The sequence below is a fragment of the Natronococcus sp. genome (genome assembly GCF_047921035.1).
Taxonomy (GTDB): Archaea; Halobacteriota; Halobacteria; order Halobacteriales; family Natrialbaceae; genus Natronococcus.
This window is the reverse complement of sequence record NZ_JBLRWX010000063.1, coordinates 1-21,661: the sequence shown is the minus strand read 5'-3', so window position 1 is coordinate 21,661 and position 21,661 is coordinate 1. Positions and strand designations below refer to the sequence as shown.

Genomic DNA, 21,661 nt, shown 5'->3' with positions numbered 1-21,661 from the left:
CGACTCGAGGAACGTGCTCGCGCCGGCGGCGATGCCGGTGCCGAGATAGATGACGACGGTACCAAGGCCGACCAGAAGGCCGCCGATCGCGTAGTGGCTGATCCCGTTCGGGAACAGCTCCCCGAACGCGACCGCAAGGAGTGCTGTCGCTGTCATATACGCTTGCTAGGGACGGCGAGGCATCAATCCTCCTCACTCGGGGAAACTTGTGCGTATCCCGGAGCCGGTACGGATCGGCTCGAGCTGGAAACCGGAAAAACGGCCTTGCGCGTGAACGCGCGTCGATCGGTCGGTCAGTCGGCCGCGCTCGAGGTCGACAGCACGTCGAGCTTCTCGGCGGCGTAGCCGAAGACGTCGCGGTAGCCGTAGGAGGACATGAGCACCGGGTAGAACGACTCGTTTGCGACCTGCATGTCGCCGTCGGCGGCGGCGAACGGGTCGCCCGGTTCGATCTCGGTGAAGTTATCGACGAAGACCTCGTAGCTGTCGGCCTCGCCCTTCGGGATGGCGTCGACGAGCCGGTAGACCGGCAGGTCGCGTCCGACGGTGTCGCCCGGCAGCGCGTCGACGGCGGTCAGGAACGACCGCGTAAGCCGGAGGGCGTTCTGGGCGGCCGTCTCCGACCCTTGCAGTCCGCACTCGACCTCGATGGTGTCGATCTCGGAGAACAGTCGCCCCTCGGCGAACTCGCTGGTCTCGACCATCGCCTGGACGGGCAGCTGCGGACAGATCGACTTCGCCCGCTCGTGGAGCTCGTTGACGATGGCGAACGGTTCGGCGTGGCTCTGCGTGGAGTGCATCGAGAAGGTGAAACAGCCCGACAGCTCCTCGACGAGATCGTCGGCGAGCTGTCCCTCGTGGGTCTTCGCGTTCGGATCACCCGGAAACGCCCGGTTGAGATCCTCGTCGACGTACCGGACCTGCCGCTCGAGGGCCTTCTCGTTGGCGACCACGAGCTTGACGGGACGCTCGACGGACGGGTTCTCGTCGAGCAACTGCTCTACGGCGCGAACCCCGCTGGGTTCGTCGCCGTGGATTCCTCCGACGACCGCTATCTCGGGCGTTCCGGACCCGAGCTGTGCAACTTTCATTACCAGTCGTAGGAACTTCGAGTTCAAATGTGATTCGGTCCGATAGCGCTCGCGGCGTCTCGAGCTATCGACGCGGCCGTCAGGGCCCGTTCTCGAGGTCGGCCGCGTACTTCCGGTCGATCGCCCGCGCGGTCGGGCGCTCGCCGTCGAGCGGGATCCGCCAGCCGTCGATGGCGGCGGGCTCATCGAGTGCCACTTCAACGGTCTCCCGGACCTCCACGACGTCGACCCCGTAGTAGTCGTCGGGGACGCCCTCGAGGTACTGCAGGGCCGTCCGGAACAGGCTGCGCATCCCGCCGTCGTCCTCGAAGTCCGCACGCTTGTAGGCGCCGGCGGCGACCTGGACCATCCCGTGGAGGAAGGCGCTCTCGGTCGTCCCGCGGCCGTAGTTGTACCACTCGAGTTCGAAGCAGTCGTGGGACTCGTGGAACGCGCCGTCGTTGAACAGGCGCACGCCGTGGACGACGGCCCGCCGGAGCGTGCCGTGCTCCCAGCCGTTTGACTCCCCGCGGTCGGGATCCCACCCCGTCGGCGAGCCCGAGATCGGCGGCGCGACGGCGTAGTCCCGCGTGTGATCGGTCATCGCTGCTCGGTCGTCGGTTGGGTGCGGTCCGCGAGCGGTTCGACTCCCATTGCGTGACCGTTCGGGCTCGAGGGTTCCATGCGTTTCGCTCGGGGGGACTCGCGTCCGCCGGATCCCCAACCCGCCGTCGGAATGCTTATTCCCCAAGGGAAAGACCGTCACGCCAATGAAGCACTCGGACGGACGCTGCCTGAGCTGTGGCGAGCGCCTCTTCGCCCACGTCGACGGGGGATACGCGTGTCACAACTGCGGCGCGCGACACCTCCTCGAGCCGATTCAGGGCGTGTCTACCGACGGCGGAGAGCTCGAGCGCCGGCCACACGCGTAACGAAACCGCAGACTATTCATACGGCAGCTACGAACCATCGACCGCGTGCGAGGGTAGCCAAGCGGTCAACGGCGGCGGACTCAAGATCCGCTCGTGTAGACGTTCGTGGGTTCGATTCCCTCCCCTCGCATTGCAGTGAGGCACATCCCGTGCCGAACGAAAATGCACGGAGGGATCGAACGACGCCGGGGTTCTGCGCCTCGCGCAGGTTCCCGGAGGTGGTTCGATTCCCTCCCCTCGCACTGGCAACCAGTGCGGCAAGAGCGAGCCTCTTGCCCTCGCAAACTTCTACGCAACACAACCGACGAGTAGCAGGTCCTGCTCGCACGAACACAGGGGATTGCCACACCCTCCCCAACCGATTCGTTCACTCGCTGTGCTCGTTCACTCATCCCTCGCGCAGTGTTAGTGAACAGTTCTCGCTACTGCTCGAACTGCTCACCAGCGCGCGCCACTGCAGGAAGAATGGCTGAATTGAAGTGAGACGTCGTCCGCCTATACCTAACACGAATTTCACGTAATTTCTAAATAGCGAACCTGTGAGACTATCTCCTGCTGTAGTTGCCGTCAGTTCCCCTCGAGAACCGTCGCTCCACGGACGCCGACTCGAGCCGAGGGGCAGGTCGAAACGTGATCACTTTTTGACGTCGAGCACGGAGACCGGGCAATGAGTAACTCCGACGAACTCGACCGGCGGGCCGACACCGCCGTCCGCGCGGCTCGAGCGGGCGCCGCGATCGCCGGCGACGCGTTTCGCACGAGCCTGGACGTCGAGACGAAAAACGGCAAGACCGACGTCGTCACCCGGGCCGACCGCGAGGCCCAGGTCGCGGTGATCGAGGCGATCCGCGAGACCTACCCCGACGACCCCGTCGTCGGGGAGGAGGACGACGAGCTGAAGGCGGTTCCGAAGTCGGGCCCGGCCTGGATCGTCGACCCCATCGACGGGACGAACAACTTCGTCCGGGGGATCCGGGCGTTCGGCACTGCCGTCGCCGCGGTCGTCGACGGCGAACCCGTCGGCGCGGCGATCGTGTGTCCGGCGCTGGACGACGAGTACCGGAGCGGTCCCGACGGGGCGTTCCGAAACGACGAGCCGATCGCCGTGAGCGACTGCGCCGATCCCGAGGCCGCGACGGTCTCGCCGACGTTCTGGTGGGACTTCGACCACCGCGACCAGTACGCCGCGGCGAACCGCGAGATCGTCACCCGCTTCGGCGACATGCGACGGTTCGGCTGCGCCCAGCTCGGCCTCGCGATGGTCGCCTCGGGCGCCCTCGAGGGGATCACCACGAACCTGCGGGCGAACCCGTGGGACACCGTCGCGGGCGTCCACGCGATCCGCCAGGCCGGGGGGACCGTGACCGACCTCGAGGGCGAGCGCTGGCGCCACGACAGCGAGGGGCTGGTCGCCTCCAACGGCGCGGTTCACGACGAACTGCTCGAGGCCGCCCGCGGGATCGACGCGTAGGCTGGCGTTTTTCTCGGATTGAAAACCGGAAACGGTAAGCGGGCGCTCCCACGGGTATCGGGTATGGACGAGTACATCGAACGGTTCGGCCCCGTCAGAATCTGGGCCGCGACCGTCGTCGTGCTCGCTGTCGCCGTCGTCGCCCTCGCGGTGGCGTTTCCGCAGCGAGTGTACGTCGATCTCATCTGGCAGTACTACTGGGGGCCCGTCGTCGCCGACGCCCACGGCTGGAGCTGCGTCGCGTGGGCCGACGGCGCCGAACTGCCCTGTAACGAGGCCGGCGCCGATGCCGGGCCGACCGCCGAGCCCGGCTACACGGCGATCTCCTACGCCGGCTACATCCCGACGCTCCTGTTGCTGTTGATCGGGATCTACTTCATCATCGACTGGCTCGAGATCGAGCGCTACCGGGCGGGCTTTTTCGCGCTGTTCCCGTTCATGCTGTTCGGCGGGGCCCTGCGAACCGTCGAGGACGCGAACGTCGCGGCCTACCGCGATACCGGCGAGCTGGCGATCGAGCTGCCGTGGTCCGGGTTCCTGATCAGCCCGCTGATCTACGTCACCGTCTTCCTGGTCGCGCTGGGCGCGATCGTCACCGGGGTCTGGCTCGAGCGAAAGGAGTACGTCTCGGGCTACGAGTACCCGCTGTTCGGGGTCGGCGCGGTCGCGCTCCTGTCGACGCTGGGCTTTCTCGGATACACGGCCGCGACCGAAACGTACGCGACGTTTTACTGGACGATCCCGGCGATCGTGCTCACCGCCGCGACCGTCTCGACGGCCGTCGTCTGGCTCGCGATCGAACGGTTCGCACCCGGGCTGAACGCGGGCACCCGGTACATGGGGATCGTCATCATCTGGGCCCACGCCGTCGACGGCTTCGCGAACCAGCTCATGCTCGACTGGTCGCACGTCTGGGGGATGACCTACACGCCGAAACACCCCATCAACGACGCGATCGTTACGTACACGGGTGCCTTGCTCCCCCAGAGCGCGGAGGTCATCGGCAGCGCGTGGCCGTTCGCCCTCCTGAAACTCGCCGCACCGGTGTTTATCATCTGGCTGTTCAACGAGGAGATCTTCGAGGAGAGCCCGCAGTTCGCCTACCTCCTGTTGGTCGCCGTCGTCGCCGTCGGACTCGGCCCCGGCACCCGCGACATGCTCCGGGCGGCGTTCGGCGTCTAGGGCTCCCGCCCATCGTCGACGTGCCCGCCGAAGTCGACGTCCTTTTGCGCTCGCCCTCGGACGTCCGTGACGAATGACCGACCGAGAGCCGCGGACCGAAGCGGATCCGTCGGAGCGCGAGGATTCTCCCGCCGACGCCGATCTCGAGCGGCTCGTCGAGGAACTCGAGGAACTCGAGGAGCTCGTCGACCACCCGGCCGAGCGCGAGCAGGTTCGACGGGCGATCCGCACCGCCCACCACGTCCCGGGGCTCCACGCGGTCGAGAACGGGATCAAACGCTACACCACCCGCGACATGGCCGAGGCGTTCGTCGGCAGCATCCTCCTCTCGCTTCCCCTGCTCGTCGAGGACGGCGTCTTCGAGATCGCCGAACACGTCGTCGAGTTCACGGTTGCGGGGGTGCCGATCTTTCTGATCGCGAACGTGTTGTTCATCGGGCTGTTCACGACCGCGCTGCTGTACTGGACCGACATCCGCGACGTCGGCGTAACCGACCCGCTGTTCGGGTTCGTCCCCCGTCGCCTGGTCGGTATTCTGGGAATCTCGCTGCTCACGGCGACGGGGCTGATGATCATGTGGGGGCGGCTCATCGAGGGGGAGCCGACGGCCGCTGAGGCGTTCGGACGGATCACCGTCATCTGGACGGCTGGCGCCTTTGGCGCCGCGCTCGGGGACATCCTGCCGGAGAGAAACGAGGGGGACGGCGCCGCGATCGGCGGGATCGACGACCGGGACCGCTGATTCGATACCCCAGTGGACGGGCGGTGCCGGATCGGGAACGACTTACGGCCCCGAGATCCAAGGGACAGGTATGACAGCAGATTCGCCCGCGGATGCGGGCTGGTTCGCGGGGCTCGAGCCCGACGACCGCGAGGGCGGGGCCGACGCGATCGCGAACGGGACGGCCGCCGAGCCCGCAGACTGGCCAGAGCTGGCCGTCGAGGCGGGCTTTGCGAGCGACGAGGCGGAGTACTACGACCGACTCGAGGCGGCGACGACGGCCGCGACCCGCGAGGCCGTCGAGCGCGCCGAGCGGGCCGACGACCGACAGCTCGTCCACGCGGTGCGGACGATGGACGACTGCACGCGTACGGCGAACGAACTCGCCGAACGCCTCGCCGAGTGGGCGGGGACGATCGACCCCGAGGCGGGATCAGGGGTCGAGTACGCTCGAGCGATCGCCGGCGAGGACGCCGAGCGCGACGTCGGCCACGAGCGCGTTCGCTCGCTGGCCGAACGCGTCGTCTCGCTGGCCGACGAGGCCGAGGACCTCCGAGAGTACGTCGAGCGCGAGACGCCGACCGTCGCGCCGAATCTCGCGGCGCTGGCCGGTCCCGTGCTGGCGGCCCGGCTGATCTCGCTTGCCGGCGGCCTCGAGCCCCTCGCGAAGAAACCCAGCGGAACCGTGCAGGTGCTCGGCGCCGAGGACGCCCTCTTTGCCCACCTCCGGGGGCACGCCTCCTCGCCGAAACACGGGATCATCTACACTCACGACGCGGTGCGGGGCACCCACCCCGACGAGCGCGGGTCGGCGGCGCGGGCGGTCGCGGGCAAGCTCTCGATCGCCGCTCGCGTCGACCACTACTCGGGCGAGCGCAAGCCCGAACTCGAGGCCGAACTCGCGGAGCGCATCGAGACGATTCAGGCCCGAACAGACGACTCGAGCGACGGCGAGAGCGGGGGTGACGACGAGTGAGCGACGACCTTCCCGCGGGCGTCGAGCGCCGCGCGTTCAACGGCGAGGAACACCTCGCGACGCGGGGCGAGCCCGTCTACGGCGAGCCGACGGACGGCGAGTGGCGCGCCTGGAACCCGAACCGGTCGAAGCTCGGCGCGATGCTCGCCCTCGGCATGGAGACGGGGCTCGAGGGCGGCGACGAGGAGACGGTGCTCTATCTCGGCGCCGCCAGCGGCACGACGGTCAGCCACGTCGCCGACGTCGCGGGGCCGACCTACGCCGTCGAGTTCGCCGCCCGCCCCGTTCGGGACCTGCTCGAGGCGGCCGACTCCCGGCCTCGACTCTTTCCGCTGCTCAAGGACGCCCGGAAACCGGAGACGTACGCCCACGTCGTCGAGAGCGACGTCGACGCGATCGTTCAGGACGTCGCGACGCGGGGCCAGGCCCGGGTCGCCCTCGAGAACCGCCGGTTCCTCGCCGACGACGGCCGCCTGCTGCTCGCGGTCAAGGCCCGGAGCGAGGACGTCACCCGCGAGCCCGCGGCCGTCTTCGACGACGTCCGCGAGGAGTTATCCGAGGGGTACGAGATCCTCGAGAGTCGGCGACTCGACGACTACCACGCGGACCACCTCGGGATCGTCGCGCGCCCGCGGTAGCCGTCTCGAGTCACCTGCTCTTGTCACGAACATTTATATGATTATTTGTCATATCGTGTCGTGGTATGTCCGAACACCCCACTATCGGCGATACCCTCGAGCAGACCGTCGCTCGATACCCCAATCGGGACGCGATCGTCTATCCGCGGAAGGATCAGCGGTGGACCTACGCGGAGTTCGACGAGCGAGTAAATCGGCTGGCTAACGCGCTGCGCGACGCCGGGATCGAGAAGGGAGACCGGGTCGCGACCGTCCTCCAGAACGGCTCGGAGATGGCACTGGCGGTCTACGCCTGCGCGAAGATCGGGGCCGTCTTCACCCCGCTGAACTTCCGGCTCCCGGCCGGTGAGATCGAGTTCATCGTCGACGACGCGGGTGCGAAACTGGTGATATTCGAGTCCGCGACCGAGGAGGCGGTCGCGGGCGCTCGTCCGACCCTCGAGACCGTCGAGGAGTTCATCTTCGTCGACGACGACGCTCCCGACTACGCGCGGGGGTTCTACGAGTTGCTCGAGTCGGGCTCGAGCGGGCGACCCGACGTAACCGTCACGGAGGACGACGTCTACGCGTTCATCTACACGTCGGGGACGACGGGTCGCCCGAAGGGGGTCGTCCACGAACACCGGAGCATGGTCGAGCACAGCCTGCTGTGTATCGCGGAACTCGGCCTCACCCGCGACGACGTCGGTCTGTCGGTGATGCCGCTGTACCACTGCGCGGAGCTCCACTGTAGCCTCTTTCCCCGTATCCACCGGGGTGCGACGACCGTCATCCACCACGAGTTCGAGCCGGCGGCAGCTCTCGAGGCGATCGAGGCCCACGGCGTGACGACCCTCTTCGCCGCGCCGACGGCCTGGAACGGCCTCTCGCTGACCGCCGCAGAGGCGGACGTCGACGTCTCCTCGCTCCGGATCGGTCTGTACGGGGCGGCCCCGATGCCCGAGCAAGTACTCGACAACTGTATGGAGCACCTCTGCGAGCGGTACGTCCAGGCCTACGGCATGACCGAGATCGGTCCCGCCGGCGTCTTCCAGTCGCCGGAAGACCAGCGCTCGAAGCAGGGGTGTGCCGGCCTCCCCGCGCTCAATCACGAACTGCGCGTGGTCGACCCGGGCGCGGACCCCGAACGCGAGGTCGACAACGGCGAGATCGGCGAGATTCTGATCGCGAGTCCGTGCGCGATGCGCGAGTACTGGAACCGTCCGGAGGCGACCGCCCGATCGCTGCGCGAGGCCGACGGCACGACGTGGTACTACACCGGCGATCTGGGCTACCTCGACGACGACGGCTACCTCTACGTCGTCGACCGGAAGGACGACATGATCGTCTCCGGCGGCGAGAACGTGTACCCCGCCGAGGTCGAGGACGTCCTGTTCGCTCACGACGGCGTCGAGGAGGCGGCCGTCGTCGGCGAACCGGACGACGAGTGGGGCGAGCTGGTCGTCGCCTACGTCATCGCCGACGGCGTCCCCGCGACGGAACTGGACGCGTTCGTCCGCGAGAGCGATCGGCTCGCGGACTTCAAGCGCCCGCGAACCTACTACTTCGTCGACGAACTCCCCAAAAACCCAAGCGGCAAGGTCCAGAAGTTCAAGCTCCGGGAGGACGAGACGGCCCTCGAGCCGGAGGCCGACCCCGTCGCGTGAACCGCCGCGAGGGCGCGCGGTTCGAGACGTTTCGGGTCCCCTCGTCGTGGACGTCGGCTTCCGTCCGACTCGCGGTACTCGCCCTGCTGCTCGTCGTCCTCCTTCAGAGCGTCTTCTAAGACGTGTCTTGGTACCGGATGCCACTCACCCATCATAAACCACGGCCCGAACCCGTTTTGCGGGTCTTACGAGCCGGTGAGAATCGCGCTCGGCGCTTATGTGACTCTCGTGTCCTGGATACAGTATGGACTGCAACCAGTGCGAGCAAACCCCGGAAGGCGGCTGTACGGTGCGGGGCGTCTGCGGCAAGGAACCCGACATCAACGGCCTGCAGGAGCTCGTCGTCTACGGACTCAAGGGTATCTCGGCGTACGCGACCCACGCCCGCGACATGGGGTATCGCGACCCCGACGTCGACGCCCTCGTCCACGAGGCGCTGTACTCGACGCTGACGAACGTCAACTTCAGCACCGAGGACCACGTCGACCTCGCGATGCGGTCCGGGAAGGCCGCCGTCGACGTGATGGAGCTGCTCGACGAGGCCCACACGACCGAACTCGGCGTTCCGGAGCCGACCGAGGTTCCCCAGAACGCCGTCGAAGGAAAGTCGATCCTCGTCACGGGTCACGACCTCTACGGACTCAAGCAGTTGCTCGAGCAGACCGAAGACGAGCCGATCAACGTCTACACGCACTCGGAGATGCTGCCGGCCCACGGCTACCCCGAACTCGCGCGCTTCGACCACCTGAAGGGGAACGTCGGCGGCGCCTGGCACGACCAGCGACTGCTCTTCCGGGACTTCCCCGGCGCGATCGTCGGCACGACCAACTGCGTCCAGCCGCCGACGGAGGAGTATCGCGATCGCTTCTTTACGACGGGACTGACCGGACTCGAGGGCGTCGAGTCGATCGACGACTACGAGTTCGGTCCCGTCATCGAGAGAGCCAACGAGCTGCCGGCGGTCGACTGGGAGAGCGACGAGACCGTCACGACCGGCTACCACCACGAGCCCGTCCTCGACCAGGTCGACGAGATCGTCGACGCAGTCGAATCGGGCAAACTCCGTCGTTTCTTCGTCGTCGCGGGCTGTGACGGGCCGACGCCCGGCCGGGACTACTACCGCGAACTCGTCAAGGCGATCCCCGACGACTGCGTCGTACTGACGACCTCCTGTGGCAAGTTCCGGTTCAACGACCTCGAGATGGGGACCGTTCCCGGCACCGAGATCCCTCGCTATGTCGACCTCGGCCAGTGTAACAACTCGATCTCGACGGTGAAGATCGCGGGCGCGCTCGCCGAGGCGTTCGACTGCGGCGTCAACGACCTCCCGCTCTCGGTGGTGCTGTCGTGGTTCGAGCAGAAGGCGATCGCCGTCCTGCTGGGCCTGCTCCACCTCGGCGTCGAGGACGTTCGACTTGGACCGACGGTGCCGGAGTTTCTCACCGAGTCGAACGTCGAACTGCTCCACGAGGAGTTCGGCCTGCAGCCGATCGGCGAGCCCGAGGCTGACCTGCGGGAGATGCTCGGCGAGCCGATTCCCGGCGGAGCAGCCGGAGCGACGCCGGCCGACGACTGATACGGATTGCTGTAACGATTTACCGGCGCAACCGCGACCCGTGCGGCGGTTGCGCCGGTAATGACTTACAGTAAACCGTATGACTCGCCCGCACTCGAGAACCGGTCCGGGCCCGATCACGCGAGTCCGCCGAGAAAGACGCCGGTGGCGTAGGCGACCCCGGCGGCGACCATCCCGATCGCGAACATCTCGAGACCCGCCAGGTACCAGGGTCGATCGGTCACGAGGGTCCGGCTGGCGCCGACGACGAAGAACGCGCCGCCGGTCGCGACGATCGAGATCGTAAACGTCGGTTCGACGGCCAGCGCGTACGGGAGCAGCGGCGTCCACCCGGCCACGAGAAACGCGAGAAACGTCGTGAACGCGGTGTAGGCGGGCGGTTTGTCTCCCGTGGGGTCCTCGAGCGCCGAGGCGCCGTCGGTTCTGGCAGCTTCGTAGTCCAGCGCCGATCGCTGACTCAGATAGTTGCTCATCCCCATCGAGAACCCGTCGGCAAGCAGGTTCGCGACGCCAAGGATCAGAACGATCGCGGGATCGAGCGCCGCGCCAGCAACGCCTGCGACGACGGCGAAGGTCGTGACGATCCCGTCGTTCGCGCCGTAGATCACCTCGGCGATGTACCCGCCGCGGTCCGTCACCTCGTCGCGTAGGAACTGTTCGATCATAGCGTGCGTACCACGCCGATCCTGTTCATCCCCTCGTACTGGAGCGTCCTCGGGCGGGTACTCGAGCGGTCCGAAACCGCCGTGACGATCGGCAGTGCGCCCCTCACACGTCGAGGCCGAGACCGATCGCCGCGGCGCCGATGAGGAGCGCGTAACCGGGGATCACGTACCGCCAGACCGCGTTCGGAACGACTCGCACGAGCAGCGGGGCGACGACCGCCGCGAGAAATCCTCCGGTGAAAATCGACGGAAGCAAGAGCGGATCGATCACCACACCGTGGATCGTGAGCAGGAAGAACGCGAGCACGCCGACCAGCGAGACGATCCCCTCCGACAGCGTCGTGATCGCGGTCGCGCTCTTCTCGTAGACGCCCGAGAACAGCTGTCCGAGGGTGATGACGGGACCGTACCCGCCGCCGCCGATCCCCTTGTTCACGCCGGCGAACAGCGCGAACGCGATCAACAGTTTCGGACGGTAGGTGGCGCCCGTCCCGATTCTCGCACGGACGAGGCCGATCGCGCCCATGAGGATCACGACGCTCCCGACGTAGAGCTTGATGAGACTCGAGTCGAGTTCGACCGCCGCGTAGACGAACACGATCGACGCGGACACGGCGAGCGCGCCCGTCGTCGCGAACAGGCCGACCAGCTTGGTCGCCTCGTTGGCCGGATCCAGTTCGAAGTGGACGTTGCCGAACTCGTGGTGGACGAGGCCGGCGACCAGCCCCGTGGCCATCTCCGAGAGCAGGAGGATCGGGACGACCTGCAGGGGATCGTATCCGAGCACGAACAGCAGCGGAGCCAGCGCGGTTCCAAAGCCCATCCCGGCGGCCGAGTCCATCGCCTCGAAGACGAACGCGGCGACGATCACGGCCGGGAGCAGGTGGAACGCGGCCGAGCCCGAGGTTCGGGCGACGAGCGCGTAGATCGCCAGAAACCCGAGGACGTACAGCCCACAGATCAGCGCCAATCGCTTCGACGTCTCCCGTGACAGCTGGAGCCGTTCGGCCGCGGTCCGCTCCCGGTCGAGACGCTCGGCGCGGGCCCCGATTCGCCGGTCGGGGGCCGTCCCGTCGTCCGCGGGCCGCTCGGTCATGGGACCGTTCCGCCGGTCGGCGCGGTTCGAGCGCTCGAGGCGGCGTCGATCGGATGGTGCATAGCGAGCGAACGCCGCCGAGCGGCATAGTTCGCCCACCAGCTCCTGGATGGAAGGTATAGTAGCCACCGAAAGTCAGTGCGCACTCGATCGCACGACGACCATCCGATCAGTGTGCGAACAGTTTCAGTTGTTACTATAGGAGTCCCCGCGACGGCGAGCGACGCCGCGAACGGGCGCCACCCCACGTTCGCCAGGTGTCCGCGAGGCGTCCTGCCGAGTCCAAACGGTATTTATCACCGCGGCCGAAAACGGGAGCCAATGGAACGCGGGTCGCCGGAATCGTTCACGCGCATGGGCACGCTGGGAATCGAGGAGGAGTGCTACGTCGTCGACGAGCGCGGACGCCCGACAAGCGGCACCGACGAACTCGTCTACGAGCACGACCCGCCCGAGATCCTCGAGGGACGGCTCGACCACGAGCTGTTCAAGTTCGTCATCGAAACCCAGACGCCCCTGATCGAGGAGCCCGGCGACGCCCGCGAGCGGCTCCTCGAGATCCGGCGGGCGCTGGTCGACCACGCCGAGGCCCACGGCTATCGGATCGCCGCGGCGGGACTGCACCCCCTGGCGAAGTGGCGCGAACTCGAGCACGCCGAGAAACCGCGCTATCGCTCCCAGCTCGATCGCATCCAGTACCCCCAGCACCGCAACACGACCGCGGGCGTCCACGTCCACGTCGGCGTCGACGATGCCGACAAGGCGGTCTGGATCGCAAACGAGCTGCGCTGGTACGTGCCGATCCTGCTCGCGCTGTCGGCGAACTCGCCGTACTGGAACGGGTTCGACACCGGCCTCCAGTCGGCTCGCGCGAAGATCTTCGAGGCGCTGCCCAACACCGGGATGCCGACCCACTTCGAGGACTTCGAGGACTTCGACCGGTTCGAGCGGCGGATGCTCGAGACCGGCGCCATCGCCGACCGGGGCGAACTCTGGTACGACGTCCGGCCCCACACGGCCCACGGGACCGTCGAACTCCGGACGCCCGACGGCCAGGCCGACCCCGACGTCGTGATGGCGTTCGTCGAGTACGCCCACGCGTTAGTCGAGGTTCTCGCCGAGGAGTACGAGGACGGCACGCCGAGCCGCGAGCACCGACGGGAGCTGCTCGACGAGAACAAGTGGCGCGCGATCCGCCACGGCCAGGACGTCTCGCTCATCGATCGCGACCTCGAGGGAACCGTCGACCTCGGCGAGCTCGTCGACCGGGAGTGCGAGCGGCTGGGGATCGACGGGATCCGGGAGGTCTACGAGCGCGAGAGCGGGGCCGAGCGCCAGCGCCGACTGCGCGAGGAGGAGGGTCCCGACGCGCTCTGCGAGTCACTGCTGCTCGAGACGAACTAGGGAAGCGCCCGGAGTTCCCCGCGCTCGGCGCTCTCGTAGAGGCCGTCGATCACCCGCATGTTCGCGATCGCCTCGGCGGCGTCGGTCCGGGGCCGTGCGCCCGATTCGGCGCAGTCGGCGAACTGTTCGACCTGCAGGCGGTAGTGGTCGACCGGGTCGAACGTCTCGACGGCGTGACGGCCGTCGATCCGGTACTCCAGCTCGAGGGGCTCGTCCAGCGGGGCGTCGAAGGCGTCCTCGACCTCGAGCCAGCCGTTTGTGGCCTCGACACGGTAGCGCTGTACCTTTTGTGTGTCGAACCCGGAGGCGATCCGGGCCGAGGCGCCGTCGTCGTACTCGAGGATCCCCGCGAGTTCGGTGTCGACGCCCGCACCCCGGGAGTCGTGGGTGTGGGCGTAAACCCGGTCGGGCTCGCCGAGGAACTGGCGGGCGGCCGAGACGGCGTAGCAGCCGACGTCCATCAGCGAGCCGCCCGCGAGGTCGGGATCGAGGCGGACGTTGTCGGGATCGCCGAACAGCGGGAACTTGAACGCGGCCGAGACCGAGCGGACATCCGCGAGCTCCTCGCGGGCGAGTTCGATCGCGCGCTCGGTTCGCGGGTGGTAGCGGTACATGAACGCCTCCATCAGCGTGATGCCGCGGTCCTCGCAGTGGGCCGCGACGTCGCGGGCCTGGTCGGCGTCGACCGCCAGCGGCTTCTCGCAGAGCACGTCCAGACCGGCGTCCGCGGCTCGGGTCGTCCACTCGGCGTGGGCGGCGTTCGGCAGGGGGACGTACACCGCGTCGATCCCGCCGTCCTCGAGCAACTCCCCGTAAGAGCCGTACCGCCGTGGGATCCCGAACTCGTCGGCGAACGCCCGCGCTCGCTCGCCGTCGCGCGAGGCGACCGCGCCGACCTCGTGGTCGCTCGCGTCGATCGCAGGCAGCACCGACTTCCGCGCGATCCCCGCCGTACCGATGATACCGAACTCCATACGTCCGATCTCTCAGCCGGGCGTAAAGAAGGTGGGCGCTCGAGGGGCGACGCCGAGGACGCGACGGCCGTTCCTCGAGCTGTCGTCTCCGCGGGCGCCGATCGGGGACGAACGGTATCTTCCACGCGAGCGACGCGAAACCGTCGCTCCGTGCGATCGTCGACGACGGAACACGTAATACCAGGGTCGATACGTTCGACGTCGGATGCTCGGACCGAATGTGCAAACGCTGCACAAGCGCCGAAAGGGTTATTGAGCTATGTGCAAAAGTTGCACATAGAATGAGCGCGAGCGACGACCCGCGCCGCGTCCACTTCCAGTCACCGGAGTACCTCGTCGACCGGCTCGACGCGATCGCGGAGCTCTTCGAGACGGATCGGACGGATCTCCTCGTCGAGGCCATCCGTCAGTACATCGAGGAGACCGCAGATAGCGAGACGTTCCAGGAGCTGGTCGCGAGGAAGTACTACGACGACCAACTCGAGTTCGAGACGGTCAAACAGCTGGTCGGCGCCGAGACCGCCCAGCGGCTCCGGCTTCTCAAGGCGGACCTCGAGGACGAACCGCTCGATCTCGCTGCTCCCGACGACACGGATGTCTACGGCGGCGACGCGGTGACGGTCGACACCGACGACGACGGTCGATGAGCGGCCGGCCGCGGCTTCGAACGGTCGTCGCCGACACCAGTGCGCTCGTCAGTCTCGCCGTGCCCCGCACCGACGCGGACTACGACACCGAGACGGCAGCCGATCCGCTCCAGTACCTCCTCGCGTCGTGTGACGTGTTCGTGCCGCCGGAGGTGATCGCGGAACTCCGCGATATCACGCAGTATCAGGACGTCCACGGCGCCGCCGCGAGCAACGTCCTCGCGGCCCGCGATCACTACTCGGTCGAGGACCCCTACGAACGCTCCGACACCCCAGACTCACGGCCGACGTTCGGCCTCGACGACGGCGAGACCGACGGGATCGTTCTCGCGAACGCGCTCGGTGTCGACGGCTTTCTGACCGACGAGTTCGGTGGGACGAACTTCCCGCTCATCCACGCGGTCCTCGACGGGCCGCGCATCGTCCCGACGCCGCGACTCGTCCGTGACTACGCTCGGAACGGCCATCTGACCCGCGAGGAGGCGAGAACGATCATCGACGCGATCAGCCCGCACCGAAGCTGGGACGACAGCCCCTACGTCACCCGGATACTGGCGCTCCTCGAGGAGTAACGGCGGTGGCCGTCACCTCGCTCGTGTTTACCGTGCCGATCGAGACGAGTCTCTCGTCGATGCGTCACTCGCATGCCGGTCGCGGCCGGTCGCCCGAATCACTATGTGATCCCGTCGGATACGACCAGCCATGAACGTCTACCGGACCCGAACCGGGCTGCGCCACCAGTTCCGGGACGTGCTGAACTTCTACTATCCCGCCTGTATCGACACGACGGTCGGCGGGTACATCGCCCAGCTCGACGAACGGGACGGCCACGTCTACGACTCGCGAACGCGACACCTCGTCGCGACCGCGCGGGGCGTCCACAACTTCAGCCTGGGCGTCATCGCCGACGGCCCCGACTGGTGTCGCTACGCCGCCGAGCACGGCCTGCGATTCCTCTCGACGGCCCACTGGGACGCCGACCGCGAGGGGTACGACTGGCTGCTCGAGGGCCGCGAGCCCGTCGATCGAACGCGGTACTGCTACGGCCACGCGTTCGCGCTGCTCGCCGGGGCGCGCGCCCACCAGGCCGGAATTTCCGGCGGGCGGGCGGAGCTCGAGCGCGCGTTCGACGTCCTCGAGGACCGGTTCTGGGAGCCCGAACACGGCCTGTACGCCGACCAGGCCTCGCCCGACTGGGAACTCGAGTCCTACCGGGGCCAGAACGCGAACATGCACGCCTGCGAAGCGTTACTGGCGGCGTACGAGGCGACCGACGAGGATCGCTTCCTCGAGCGCGCCACCACCGTCGCCGACCGCTTTACCCGCGAGGTGACGAGCGCGACCGACGGCCTGCTGTGGGAACACTACACCGACGAGTGGGAGCCCGATCTGTCGTACAACGAAGACAGCCCGCGCCACCAGTTCCGGCCGCCGGGCTACCAGCCCGGTCACCACGCCGAGTGGGCGAAGCTCCTCGCCCTGCTCGCCGACCACCGGTCCGAGGCGTGGCCCCTCGAGCGGGCGTTCGAGCTGTTCGACGCCGCGGTCGACCTCGGCTGGGACGACGAGCATGGCGGGCTCTACTACACGGTCGAGGCCGACGGCGAGCCGATCGTCCCCGACAAGTACGGCTGGGTCCACACCGAAGCGATCGGCGCCAGCGCGCTGTTGAGCCGCCACGACGACGCCTACGTCGACTGGTACGACCGCCTCTGGGAACACTCGCTCGAGCACCTCCGAAATCCGAAGTACGGCAACTGGTACGAGCGCCTGACCCGCGACCACGAGCGCGACGACCCGAACCGCGGGACGGCCGTCGAGCCGGGGTACCACCCGCTGACGAACGCCTGGCTCGCGATGCGGGCGCTCGAGGACGGCAGGCTCGAGTAGAGAGAACGAGGCGACGGGCCGATCACTCCACTGCGGCGACGTATCCCCGTGCGATCCGTCGCGTCGCGACCAGCGTCGCGTAGGCCCCGACCAGCGAGCCGACGACGAGCGCGAGTCCCCCCATCTCGACGAGCGCGCTCGAGAGAGCGACTCCGAGCAGGAAGAGGATCGCCCCGGAACACCAGCCGACGAAGTAGGCGGCGTTACCCGCCGCGTCGCCGAGACCGCCGAATCCGGCCCTGATCGAACCAGTACGGGCGTAATTCCCGATCCCGATCGGGAGCAGGTAGCCGGCGACCGCGAGGGCGAACAGCACGGCCGTCGAGCCGGCCAGGACGACGACGGCGTCGCCGCCAGTCGGCGCCCGCTCCGTCTCGAGTAGCAGCCGAAACGTCACGCCCGCCGCCAGCAGGGGCGCGGCGAGGTAGGCGATCCCGAGCCCGGTCGCGCCGACGCCTCGGGAGAGGACGCCCCGCTCGAGCGCCGACGGGGGGTCCGGATCGGGCGCCGCGGCGAACACCGAAACGAGATACCCAGCCAGCGGAACGAGCGCGAGAAAAGGGATGGCGACCGCGTGGACGAACACGCAGAGCCAGGCGACGAGCAGCGCCTTCTCGCCGTGCTCGCCGCGCAGCGGGTACCGCAGTGCCTCGTCCATACGCTGGCCTCGAGCGCGATCCGATTTACGTCTTCCGCGACCGATCCGTCACGAATCGAGAACGTTCGAGCGCGGTCCGAACCGATTTCGTTCGACCGGCGGATCGCAAGCCGGGATCGCTCTCTCGGATCGAACCTTGAGGAGTACTCGAGAGCGAATAAAAATACGCATATTTATTATGAGGGCATCGAAATACAAAAGTGGTTATGGCAAACAATCGCCTAGTCACGCGTCGACAGTACCTGCTGTCGACCGGTGCAGTCGGGACCGCGGTCCTCGCCGGGTGTGCGGAGGACGAGGATCCCGACGAGATCAACGGGGAAGGGAACGGGAACGGGAACGGAAACGGCGACGGAGAGGGCGACCTCGAGGTCGTCCACTGGTGGACCGCCGGCGGCGAAGAGGAGGCCTTCGAGGCGCTGGTCGACGGCTTCGAATCCGAGACGGAGTACGCCGTCGAGTCGAACCCGGCGCCGGGTGGGGCCGGCGCAGCCATCGACGCCGAGGTCCAGACGCGAGTCCTCGACGAGGATCCGCCGGGAACGTTCCAGATCTGGCCCGGTGAGGCGCTGCGGACGTACACCGACGCCGACGCCCTCGAACCAGTCGGCGACCTGTGGGAAGACGGCGCGGAAGAGGAGTACCTCGACAGCGTCCTCGAGGCCTCCAGCCCGGAGGGCGACGTCGTGGCGGCGCCGATCAACATCCACCGGCTGAACAACGTCTTCTACAACCTCGAGGTGCTCGAGGACGCGGGCGTCGACCCCGAGGGGATCGACAGCCCCGAGGCCTTCCTCGAGGCGCTCGAGGCCGCCGACGACGCGGGCTACGTCGGACTCGCCCAGCAGACCCAGGAACCCTGGGGTACCCTCCAGCTCTGGGAGGTCGTCTTCACCGGCCAGCACGGCGTCGACGCCTTCGAGCAGTTCCTGGACGGCGAGGCGACCGAACTCGAGGACGAGATCGAGGAGTCGCTGTCGCTCGTCGAGGAGTACAGCGAGTACTTCAACGAGGACGCGGGCACGGTCTCGTGGGACGAGGCCAACGCCGGCGTGATCACCGGCGACGCCGCCTTCCACCACAACGGCGACTGGGCGGCCGGCGAGTACCAGGGTGCCGACGACTTCGAGTACGGCGAGGACTGGGACTACGTCCCGTTCCCCGGTACCGAGGACGTCTACACCCTCGTGATGGACTCGTTCGTCATGCCGGCGAACAACCCCTCGCCCGAGGCGACGGAGGCGTGGATCGAGTACTGCTCGACCGTCGACGCCCAGGAGCGGTTCAACCCGCCGAAGGGATCGATCCCGCCCCGCACCGACGTCCCGACCGACGAGTTCCCGCCGTTCCTCCAGGACCAGATGGAGGACTTCGAGGGCTCGAACGAACAGGTGACGTCGGTCTCCCACGGGAGCGGTCTCGAACCCGCTCAGGCCAGCGAGGTCGAGGAGGCGTTCGCGGTGTTTACCGACAACTGGGATCCCGAGGAGACCACCGAAGACCTCGTCGGAATCTTCTGACGAACCACGACGATATTTTATGGGATCTGACATACGTCGGCTACTCGAACGTATTCGCCGCGGGCGTACCGACGCGTCCGAAGACGGCGAGCAGGCTCTCAGAGCGGACGGCGGGACGACCTCGAGCCGCGGGAGCAGGGCCTCGCGGCTCCGTCACAGCGACGCGGTGCAGGCGCTCCCGTTCTGGCTGCCCCCGGCGCTTCTGGTCGGGCTGTTCGTCTACGGCGCGGTCAGCTGGAACCTGCTCATCTCGCTGACCGACTGGAGCGGGCTCGTACAGCCCGACTACACGAGCCTCTCGCTCGAGATGTACAGACAGATGCCGGCCGATCCGTCGTTCGTCGCCGCCTTCCGGAATACGGTCGTGCTGCTGGTCGCGTTCACCGTCGTCTCGCTGGCGATCGGGCTCGTGCTCGCGATTCTGGTCGACCAGAACATCCGTTTCGAGAACACGTTTCGGACGATCTACCTGCTGCCGATGGCGCTGTCGTTCGTCGTCACGGCGATCTTCTGGTCGTGGATGTACAACCCGTCGACGGGGACGATCAACGTCTTCCTCAGTACGATCGGGCTCGATTTCCTGACGATGGACTGGATCGGCAACCCGACGACCAGGCTGGCGGCGATCATCTTCGCGCTGACCTGGCAGTTCAGCGGCTACGCGATGGTCGTCTATCTGGCGGGGCTGCGGGCGATCCCCGACGCACACTACGAGGCGGCGAAAGTCGACGGCGCGAGTTCGCTGCGGATGTACCGCCGCGTGATCGTTCCCCAACTCAGCGCGTCGACGACCTCCGCCGCGGTCGTGTTGATGGTGTTCGCGCTGAAGGCGTTCGACTTCATCTTCGTGATGTTCGGCGACACGCCCGGACGATCCGCGGACATCCTCGCGGTGATGATGTTCCGGGTTGCGTTCTCACGGACCCAGTGGGCCTACGGCGCGGCGGTCGCGACCGTCCTCTTCCTGATGGCGCTGTCGGTCGTCGCTCCGTACCTCTACACGCAGTACAAGCGGGGTGATCTCTGATGGCACGACGAACCCGGACGATCCGACCGAGCGGGACCGAACGCGACGGAGGTGGCGACCGATGACCGCCGCCGAGCGAACCGAATCGACCTCGAGCGAGGGCCGACTCGCGACGACCCTCGAGACGATCGACGGCCAGCGGGCTGCGCTGTACGCGATTCTACTCGGGCTGATCGCGTTCTACCTCTCCCCGCTGTGGGGCGGGTTGACGACGGCGTTCAAGAGCCAGACGGGGTTCGTCCAGACGACGCCGCTGGCGCCGCCGACCCCCGAGTGGTTCACCCTCGAGCCCTGGGAGCTGGCGTTCGCGACGATGCAGGGCGGGCTCGTCAACAGCCTGCTGTTCGTCGTTCCGGCGACGATCCTGTCGGCGCTGCTGGGAAGCCTCGCAGCCTACGGGCTGACGAAGCTGTCCTGGCGAGGCCAGGTCGGAATCCTCGTGCTCTTTCTCGCGGGGGTCTTCCTGCCCTACCAGTCGGTGCTGGTACCCCTGCGCCAGTTCTGGTCGGCCGTCGACCTCGCGGGGCTGCTCGCGTTCGCCCCGTTCCTCGCCGAGCGGGCGGACCTGATCGAGCTGACGATCACTCACACCGCCTACGGGATCCCGATCTGTACGATCCTGTTTCGCTCCTACTACAAGACGATGGACGACGAGATGATCGAGGCCGCGAAGATCGACGGCGCCAGCGCCTTCGGGATCTACAAGCGGATCGTTCTCCCGCTGTCGATGCCGATGTTCGCCGTGACGCTGATCTACCAGTTCACGCAGGTCTGGAACGACCTGCTGTTCGCGCTGATCCTCGTCACCTCCCGGTCGAACTACGTCGTGACCCAGTCGCTAAACGAGCTACAGGGGTCGATGGCCCAGGAGTACAACATCCAGATGGCGGGCGCCTTTATCGCCGCCCTGCCGACGATCCTCATCTACGTCGTCTTCGGGCGGCAGTTCGCGAAGGGGATCACCGGTGCATCGTAGACGACCACGACTCACTCACTACCAATGGCAAACCTCACACTCGAGAACGTAACGAAACGCTTCGACGACGGCGACGACGAGATCGTCGCGGTCGACGACGTGTCGATCGAGATCGACGACGGCGAGTTCCTCGTCCTCGTCGGTCCCTCCGGCTGCGGGAAGTCGACGACGCTGCGGATGATCGCGGGCCTCGAGACGATCTCCGAGGGCGCGATCGCGATCGACGACGAGATCATCAACGACGTCCCTGCACAGCGACGTGACATCGCGATGGTGTTCCAGAGCTACGCGCTGTACCCCCACATGACCGTCCGGGAGAACATGCGCTTCGGCCTCGAGGAGTCGACCGACCTCGACACCGGGACGATGAACGACTCCGTCGAGCGAACCGCCGAACTGCTCGAGATCGAGGAGCTGCTCGAACGTAAGCCGGGCGAGCTTTCGGGCGGCCAGCAACAGCGCGTCGCGCTCGGCCGGGCGATCGTCCGGGATCCCGCCGTGTTCCTGATGGACGAGCCGCTGTCGAACCTCGACGCGAAGCTCCGTGCGGGGATGCGCATGGAACTCCAGCGGCTGCAGAACGACCTCGACG

23 protein-coding genes, 1 tRNA gene and 1 pseudogene are annotated in these 21,661 nt (G+C 67.4%); 18 read left to right on the top strand and 7 right to left on the bottom strand.

What is annotated here, in order from left to right:
- The 3 genes and pseudogenes from ACNA7R_RS13195 to ACNA7R_RS13185 all read right to left on the bottom strand — a co-directional run.
- Window positions 1–156, bottom strand: a pseudogene (locus tag ACNA7R_RS13195) (YeeE/YedE family protein); the annotation flags it as partial.
- 137 nt (window positions 157–293) lie between these two features.
- Entirely contained in the window at window positions 294–1,091 is a 798-nt protein-coding gene (locus ACNA7R_RS13190; protein WP_416284025.1) for a succinylglutamate desuccinylase/aspartoacylase domain-containing protein, read from the bottom strand.
- 79 nt (window positions 1,092–1,170) lie between these two features.
- On the bottom strand, window positions 1,171–1,674 hold the full coding sequence (locus ACNA7R_RS13185; protein WP_416284024.1) for a DUF309 domain-containing protein: 504 nt from the start codon (window positions 1,672–1,674) through the stop codon (window positions 1,171–1,173).
- Window positions 1,675–1,840: 166 nt separating this feature from the next.
- On the opposite strand from ACNA7R_RS13185, the gene ACNA7R_RS13180 reads away from it, so the two are divergent.
- The 10 genes from ACNA7R_RS13180 (at window position 1,841) to hcp (ending at window position 10,212) form a co-directional block, all read left to right on the top strand.
- Complete coding sequence (locus ACNA7R_RS13180; protein ID WP_416284023.1) at window positions 1,841–2,002, top strand: hypothetical protein; 162 nt, start codon at window positions 1,841–1,843, stop codon at window positions 2,000–2,002.
- 47 nt (window positions 2,003–2,049) lie between these two features.
- Window positions 2,050–2,132 (top strand) — tRNA-Leu (locus ACNA7R_RS13175).
- Between the two features lie 537 nt (window positions 2,133–2,669).
- Window positions 2,670–3,473: an inositol monophosphatase family protein gene (locus ACNA7R_RS13170; protein ID WP_416284022.1), complete on the top strand. Its 804-nt coding sequence runs from the start codon at window positions 2,670–2,672 to the stop codon at window positions 3,471–3,473.
- Between the two features lie 63 nt (window positions 3,474–3,536).
- Complete coding sequence (locus ACNA7R_RS13165; RefSeq protein WP_416284021.1) at window positions 3,537–4,655, top strand: DUF63 family protein; 1,119 nt, start codon at window positions 3,537–3,539, stop codon at window positions 4,653–4,655.
- A gap of 73 nt (window positions 4,656–4,728) precedes the next feature.
- Entirely contained in the window at window positions 4,729–5,397 is a 669-nt protein-coding gene (locus ACNA7R_RS13160) for a DUF2391 domain-containing protein (protein WP_416284020.1), read from the top strand.
- A gap of 70 nt (window positions 5,398–5,467) precedes the next feature.
- The gene (locus ACNA7R_RS13155; RefSeq protein ID WP_416284019.1) at window positions 5,468–6,352 is read left to right on the top strand and encodes an NOP5/NOP56 family protein; all 885 of its coding nucleotides are present in this window, start codon (window positions 5,468–5,470) and stop codon (window positions 6,350–6,352) included.
- Window positions 6,349–6,990, top strand: coding sequence for a fibrillarin-like rRNA/tRNA 2'-O-methyltransferase (locus tag ACNA7R_RS13150; RefSeq protein WP_416284018.1), 642 nt, complete (start codon window positions 6,349–6,351; stop codon window positions 6,988–6,990). Before ACNA7R_RS13155 ends, ACNA7R_RS13150 begins: the two co-directional genes overlap by 4 nt.
- Window positions 6,991–7,055: 65 nt before the next feature.
- Window positions 7,056–8,636, top strand: coding sequence for a fatty acid--CoA ligase (locus ACNA7R_RS13145; RefSeq protein WP_416284017.1), 1,581 nt, complete (start codon window positions 7,056–7,058; stop codon window positions 8,634–8,636).
- Window positions 8,633–8,755 carry a hypothetical protein gene (locus ACNA7R_RS13140; RefSeq protein ID WP_416284016.1) on the top strand — a complete coding sequence of 41 codons (123 nt, stop codon included), beginning with the start codon at window positions 8,633–8,635 and terminating at the stop codon, window positions 8,753–8,755. Before ACNA7R_RS13145 ends, ACNA7R_RS13140 begins: the two co-directional genes overlap by 4 nt.
- Window positions 8,756–8,880: 125 nt before the next feature.
- A complete protein-coding gene (gene hcp, locus ACNA7R_RS13135; RefSeq protein ID WP_416284015.1) occupies window positions 8,881–10,212 on the top strand; it encodes a hydroxylamine reductase in 1,332 nt (443 codons plus the stop codon).
- A gap of 116 nt (window positions 10,213–10,328) precedes the next feature.
- On the opposite strand, the gene ACNA7R_RS13130 is transcribed toward hcp, so the two are convergent.
- Both ACNA7R_RS13130 and ACNA7R_RS13125 read right to left on the bottom strand, forming a co-directional pair.
- Window positions 10,329–10,877: a VIT1/CCC1 transporter family protein gene (locus tag ACNA7R_RS13130; RefSeq protein ID WP_416284014.1), complete on the bottom strand. Its 549-nt coding sequence runs from the start codon at window positions 10,875–10,877 to the stop codon at window positions 10,329–10,331.
- A gap of 103 nt (window positions 10,878–10,980) precedes the next feature.
- Complete coding sequence (locus tag ACNA7R_RS13125; RefSeq protein WP_416284013.1) at window positions 10,981–11,973, bottom strand: TSUP family transporter; 993 nt, start codon at window positions 11,971–11,973, stop codon at window positions 10,981–10,983.
- Between the two features lie 321 nt (window positions 11,974–12,294).
- Between ACNA7R_RS13125 and ACNA7R_RS13120 the strand changes: the two genes are divergently transcribed.
- A complete protein-coding gene (locus ACNA7R_RS13120; protein ID WP_416284012.1) occupies window positions 12,295–13,377 on the top strand; it encodes a glutamate--cysteine ligase in 1,083 nt (360 codons plus the stop codon).
- Here ACNA7R_RS13120 and ACNA7R_RS13115 read toward each other — a convergent pair.
- On the bottom strand, window positions 13,374–14,351 hold the full coding sequence (locus ACNA7R_RS13115; protein WP_416284011.1) for a Gfo/Idh/MocA family protein: 978 nt from the start codon (window positions 14,349–14,351) through the stop codon (window positions 13,374–13,376). The genes ACNA7R_RS13120 and ACNA7R_RS13115 overlap by 4 nt on opposite strands.
- Window positions 14,352–14,632: 281 nt before the next feature.
- Here ACNA7R_RS13115 and ACNA7R_RS13110 point away from each other — a divergent pair, with 281 nt between their 5' ends.
- The 3 genes from ACNA7R_RS13110 (at window position 14,633) to ACNA7R_RS13100 (ending at window position 16,888) form a co-directional block, all read left to right on the top strand.
- Window positions 14,633–14,998: a hypothetical protein gene (locus ACNA7R_RS13110; RefSeq protein ID WP_416284010.1), complete on the top strand. Its 366-nt coding sequence runs from the start codon at window positions 14,633–14,635 to the stop codon at window positions 14,996–14,998.
- Window positions 14,995–15,570: a hypothetical protein gene (locus ACNA7R_RS13105; protein ID WP_416284009.1), complete on the top strand. Its 576-nt coding sequence runs from the start codon at window positions 14,995–14,997 to the stop codon at window positions 15,568–15,570. Before ACNA7R_RS13110 ends, ACNA7R_RS13105 begins: the two co-directional genes overlap by 4 nt.
- Before the next feature lie 130 nt (window positions 15,571–15,700).
- Window positions 15,701–16,888, top strand: coding sequence for an AGE family epimerase/isomerase (locus tag ACNA7R_RS13100; RefSeq protein ID WP_416284008.1), 1,188 nt, complete (start codon window positions 15,701–15,703; stop codon window positions 16,886–16,888).
- A 22-nt stretch (window positions 16,889–16,910) separates the two neighbouring features.
- Here ACNA7R_RS13100 and ACNA7R_RS13095 read toward each other — a convergent pair whose 3' ends face one another.
- On the bottom strand, window positions 16,911–17,546 hold the full coding sequence (locus ACNA7R_RS13095; protein ID WP_416284007.1) for a DUF4013 domain-containing protein: 636 nt from the start codon (window positions 17,544–17,546) through the stop codon (window positions 16,911–16,913).
- 206 nt (window positions 17,547–17,752) lie between these two features.
- Between ACNA7R_RS13095 and ACNA7R_RS13090 the strand changes: the two genes are divergently transcribed.
- The 4 genes from ACNA7R_RS13090 to ACNA7R_RS13075 form a co-directional block, all read left to right on the top strand.
- Window positions 17,753–19,066, top strand: a complete 1,314-nt coding sequence (locus tag ACNA7R_RS13090; protein ID WP_416284006.1) for an ABC transporter substrate-binding protein — start codon at window positions 17,753–17,755, stop codon at window positions 19,064–19,066.
- Between the two features lie 19 nt (window positions 19,067–19,085).
- Window positions 19,086–20,093, top strand: a complete 1,008-nt coding sequence (locus tag ACNA7R_RS13085) for a carbohydrate ABC transporter permease (RefSeq protein ID WP_416284005.1) — start codon at window positions 19,086–19,088, stop codon at window positions 20,091–20,093.
- A 61-nt stretch (window positions 20,094–20,154) separates the two neighbouring features.
- The gene (locus ACNA7R_RS13080; RefSeq protein ID WP_416284004.1) at window positions 20,155–21,069 is read left to right on the top strand and encodes a carbohydrate ABC transporter permease; all 915 of its coding nucleotides are present in this window, start codon (window positions 20,155–20,157) and stop codon (window positions 21,067–21,069) included.
- A gap of 24 nt (window positions 21,070–21,093) precedes the next feature.
- On the top strand, window positions 21,094–21,661 hold a 568-nt coding region (locus tag ACNA7R_RS13075), incomplete at its 3' end, for an ABC transporter ATP-binding protein (protein ID WP_416284003.1).

Coding starts and splice junctions, on each gene's coding strand:
- ACNA7R_RS13190 (WP_416284025.1), bottom strand. CDS start 1,091: ATGAAAGTTGCACAGCTCGGGTCCGGAACGCCCGAGATAGCGGTCGTC.
- ACNA7R_RS13185 (WP_416284024.1), bottom strand. CDS start 1,674: ATGACCGATCACACGCGGGACTACGCCGTCGCGCCGCCGATCTCGGGC.
- ACNA7R_RS13180 (WP_416284023.1), top strand. CDS start 1,841: ATGAAGCACTCGGACGGACGCTGCCTGAGCTGTGGCGAGCGCCTCTTC.
- ACNA7R_RS13170 (WP_416284022.1), top strand. CDS start 2,670: ATGAGTAACTCCGACGAACTCGACCGGCGGGCCGACACCGCCGTCCGC.
- ACNA7R_RS13165 (WP_416284021.1), top strand. CDS start 3,537: ATGGACGAGTACATCGAACGGTTCGGCCCCGTCAGAATCTGGGCCGCG.
- ACNA7R_RS13160 (WP_416284020.1), top strand. CDS start 4,729: ATGACCGACCGAGAGCCGCGGACCGAAGCGGATCCGTCGGAGCGCGAG.
- ACNA7R_RS13155 (WP_416284019.1), top strand. CDS start 5,468: ATGACAGCAGATTCGCCCGCGGATGCGGGCTGGTTCGCGGGGCTCGAG.
- ACNA7R_RS13145 (WP_416284017.1), top strand. CDS start 7,056: ATGTCCGAACACCCCACTATCGGCGATACCCTCGAGCAGACCGTCGCT.
- hcp (WP_416284015.1), top strand. CDS start 8,881: ATGGACTGCAACCAGTGCGAGCAAACCCCGGAAGGCGGCTGTACGGTG.
- ACNA7R_RS13130 (WP_416284014.1), bottom strand. CDS start 10,877: ATGATCGAACAGTTCCTACGCGACGAGGTGACGGACCGCGGCGGGTAC.
- ACNA7R_RS13125 (WP_416284013.1), bottom strand. CDS start 11,973: ATGACCGAGCGGCCCGCGGACGACGGGACGGCCCCCGACCGGCGAATC.
- ACNA7R_RS13120 (WP_416284012.1), top strand. CDS start 12,295: ATGGAACGCGGGTCGCCGGAATCGTTCACGCGCATGGGCACGCTGGGA.
- ACNA7R_RS13115 (WP_416284011.1), bottom strand. CDS start 14,351: ATGGAGTTCGGTATCATCGGTACGGCGGGGATCGCGCGGAAGTCGGTG.
- ACNA7R_RS13110 (WP_416284010.1), top strand. CDS start 14,633: ATGAGCGCGAGCGACGACCCGCGCCGCGTCCACTTCCAGTCACCGGAG.
- ACNA7R_RS13105 (WP_416284009.1), top strand. CDS start 14,995: ATGAGCGGCCGGCCGCGGCTTCGAACGGTCGTCGCCGACACCAGTGCG.
- ACNA7R_RS13100 (WP_416284008.1), top strand. CDS start 15,701: ATGAACGTCTACCGGACCCGAACCGGGCTGCGCCACCAGTTCCGGGAC.
- ACNA7R_RS13095 (WP_416284007.1), bottom strand. CDS start 17,546: ATGGACGAGGCACTGCGGTACCCGCTGCGCGGCGAGCACGGCGAGAAG.
- ACNA7R_RS13090 (WP_416284006.1), top strand. CDS start 17,753: ATGGCAAACAATCGCCTAGTCACGCGTCGACAGTACCTGCTGTCGACC.
- ACNA7R_RS13085 (WP_416284005.1), top strand. CDS start 19,086: ATGGGATCTGACATACGTCGGCTACTCGAACGTATTCGCCGCGGGCGT.
- ACNA7R_RS13080 (WP_416284004.1), top strand. CDS start 20,155: ATGACCGCCGCCGAGCGAACCGAATCGACCTCGAGCGAGGGCCGACTC.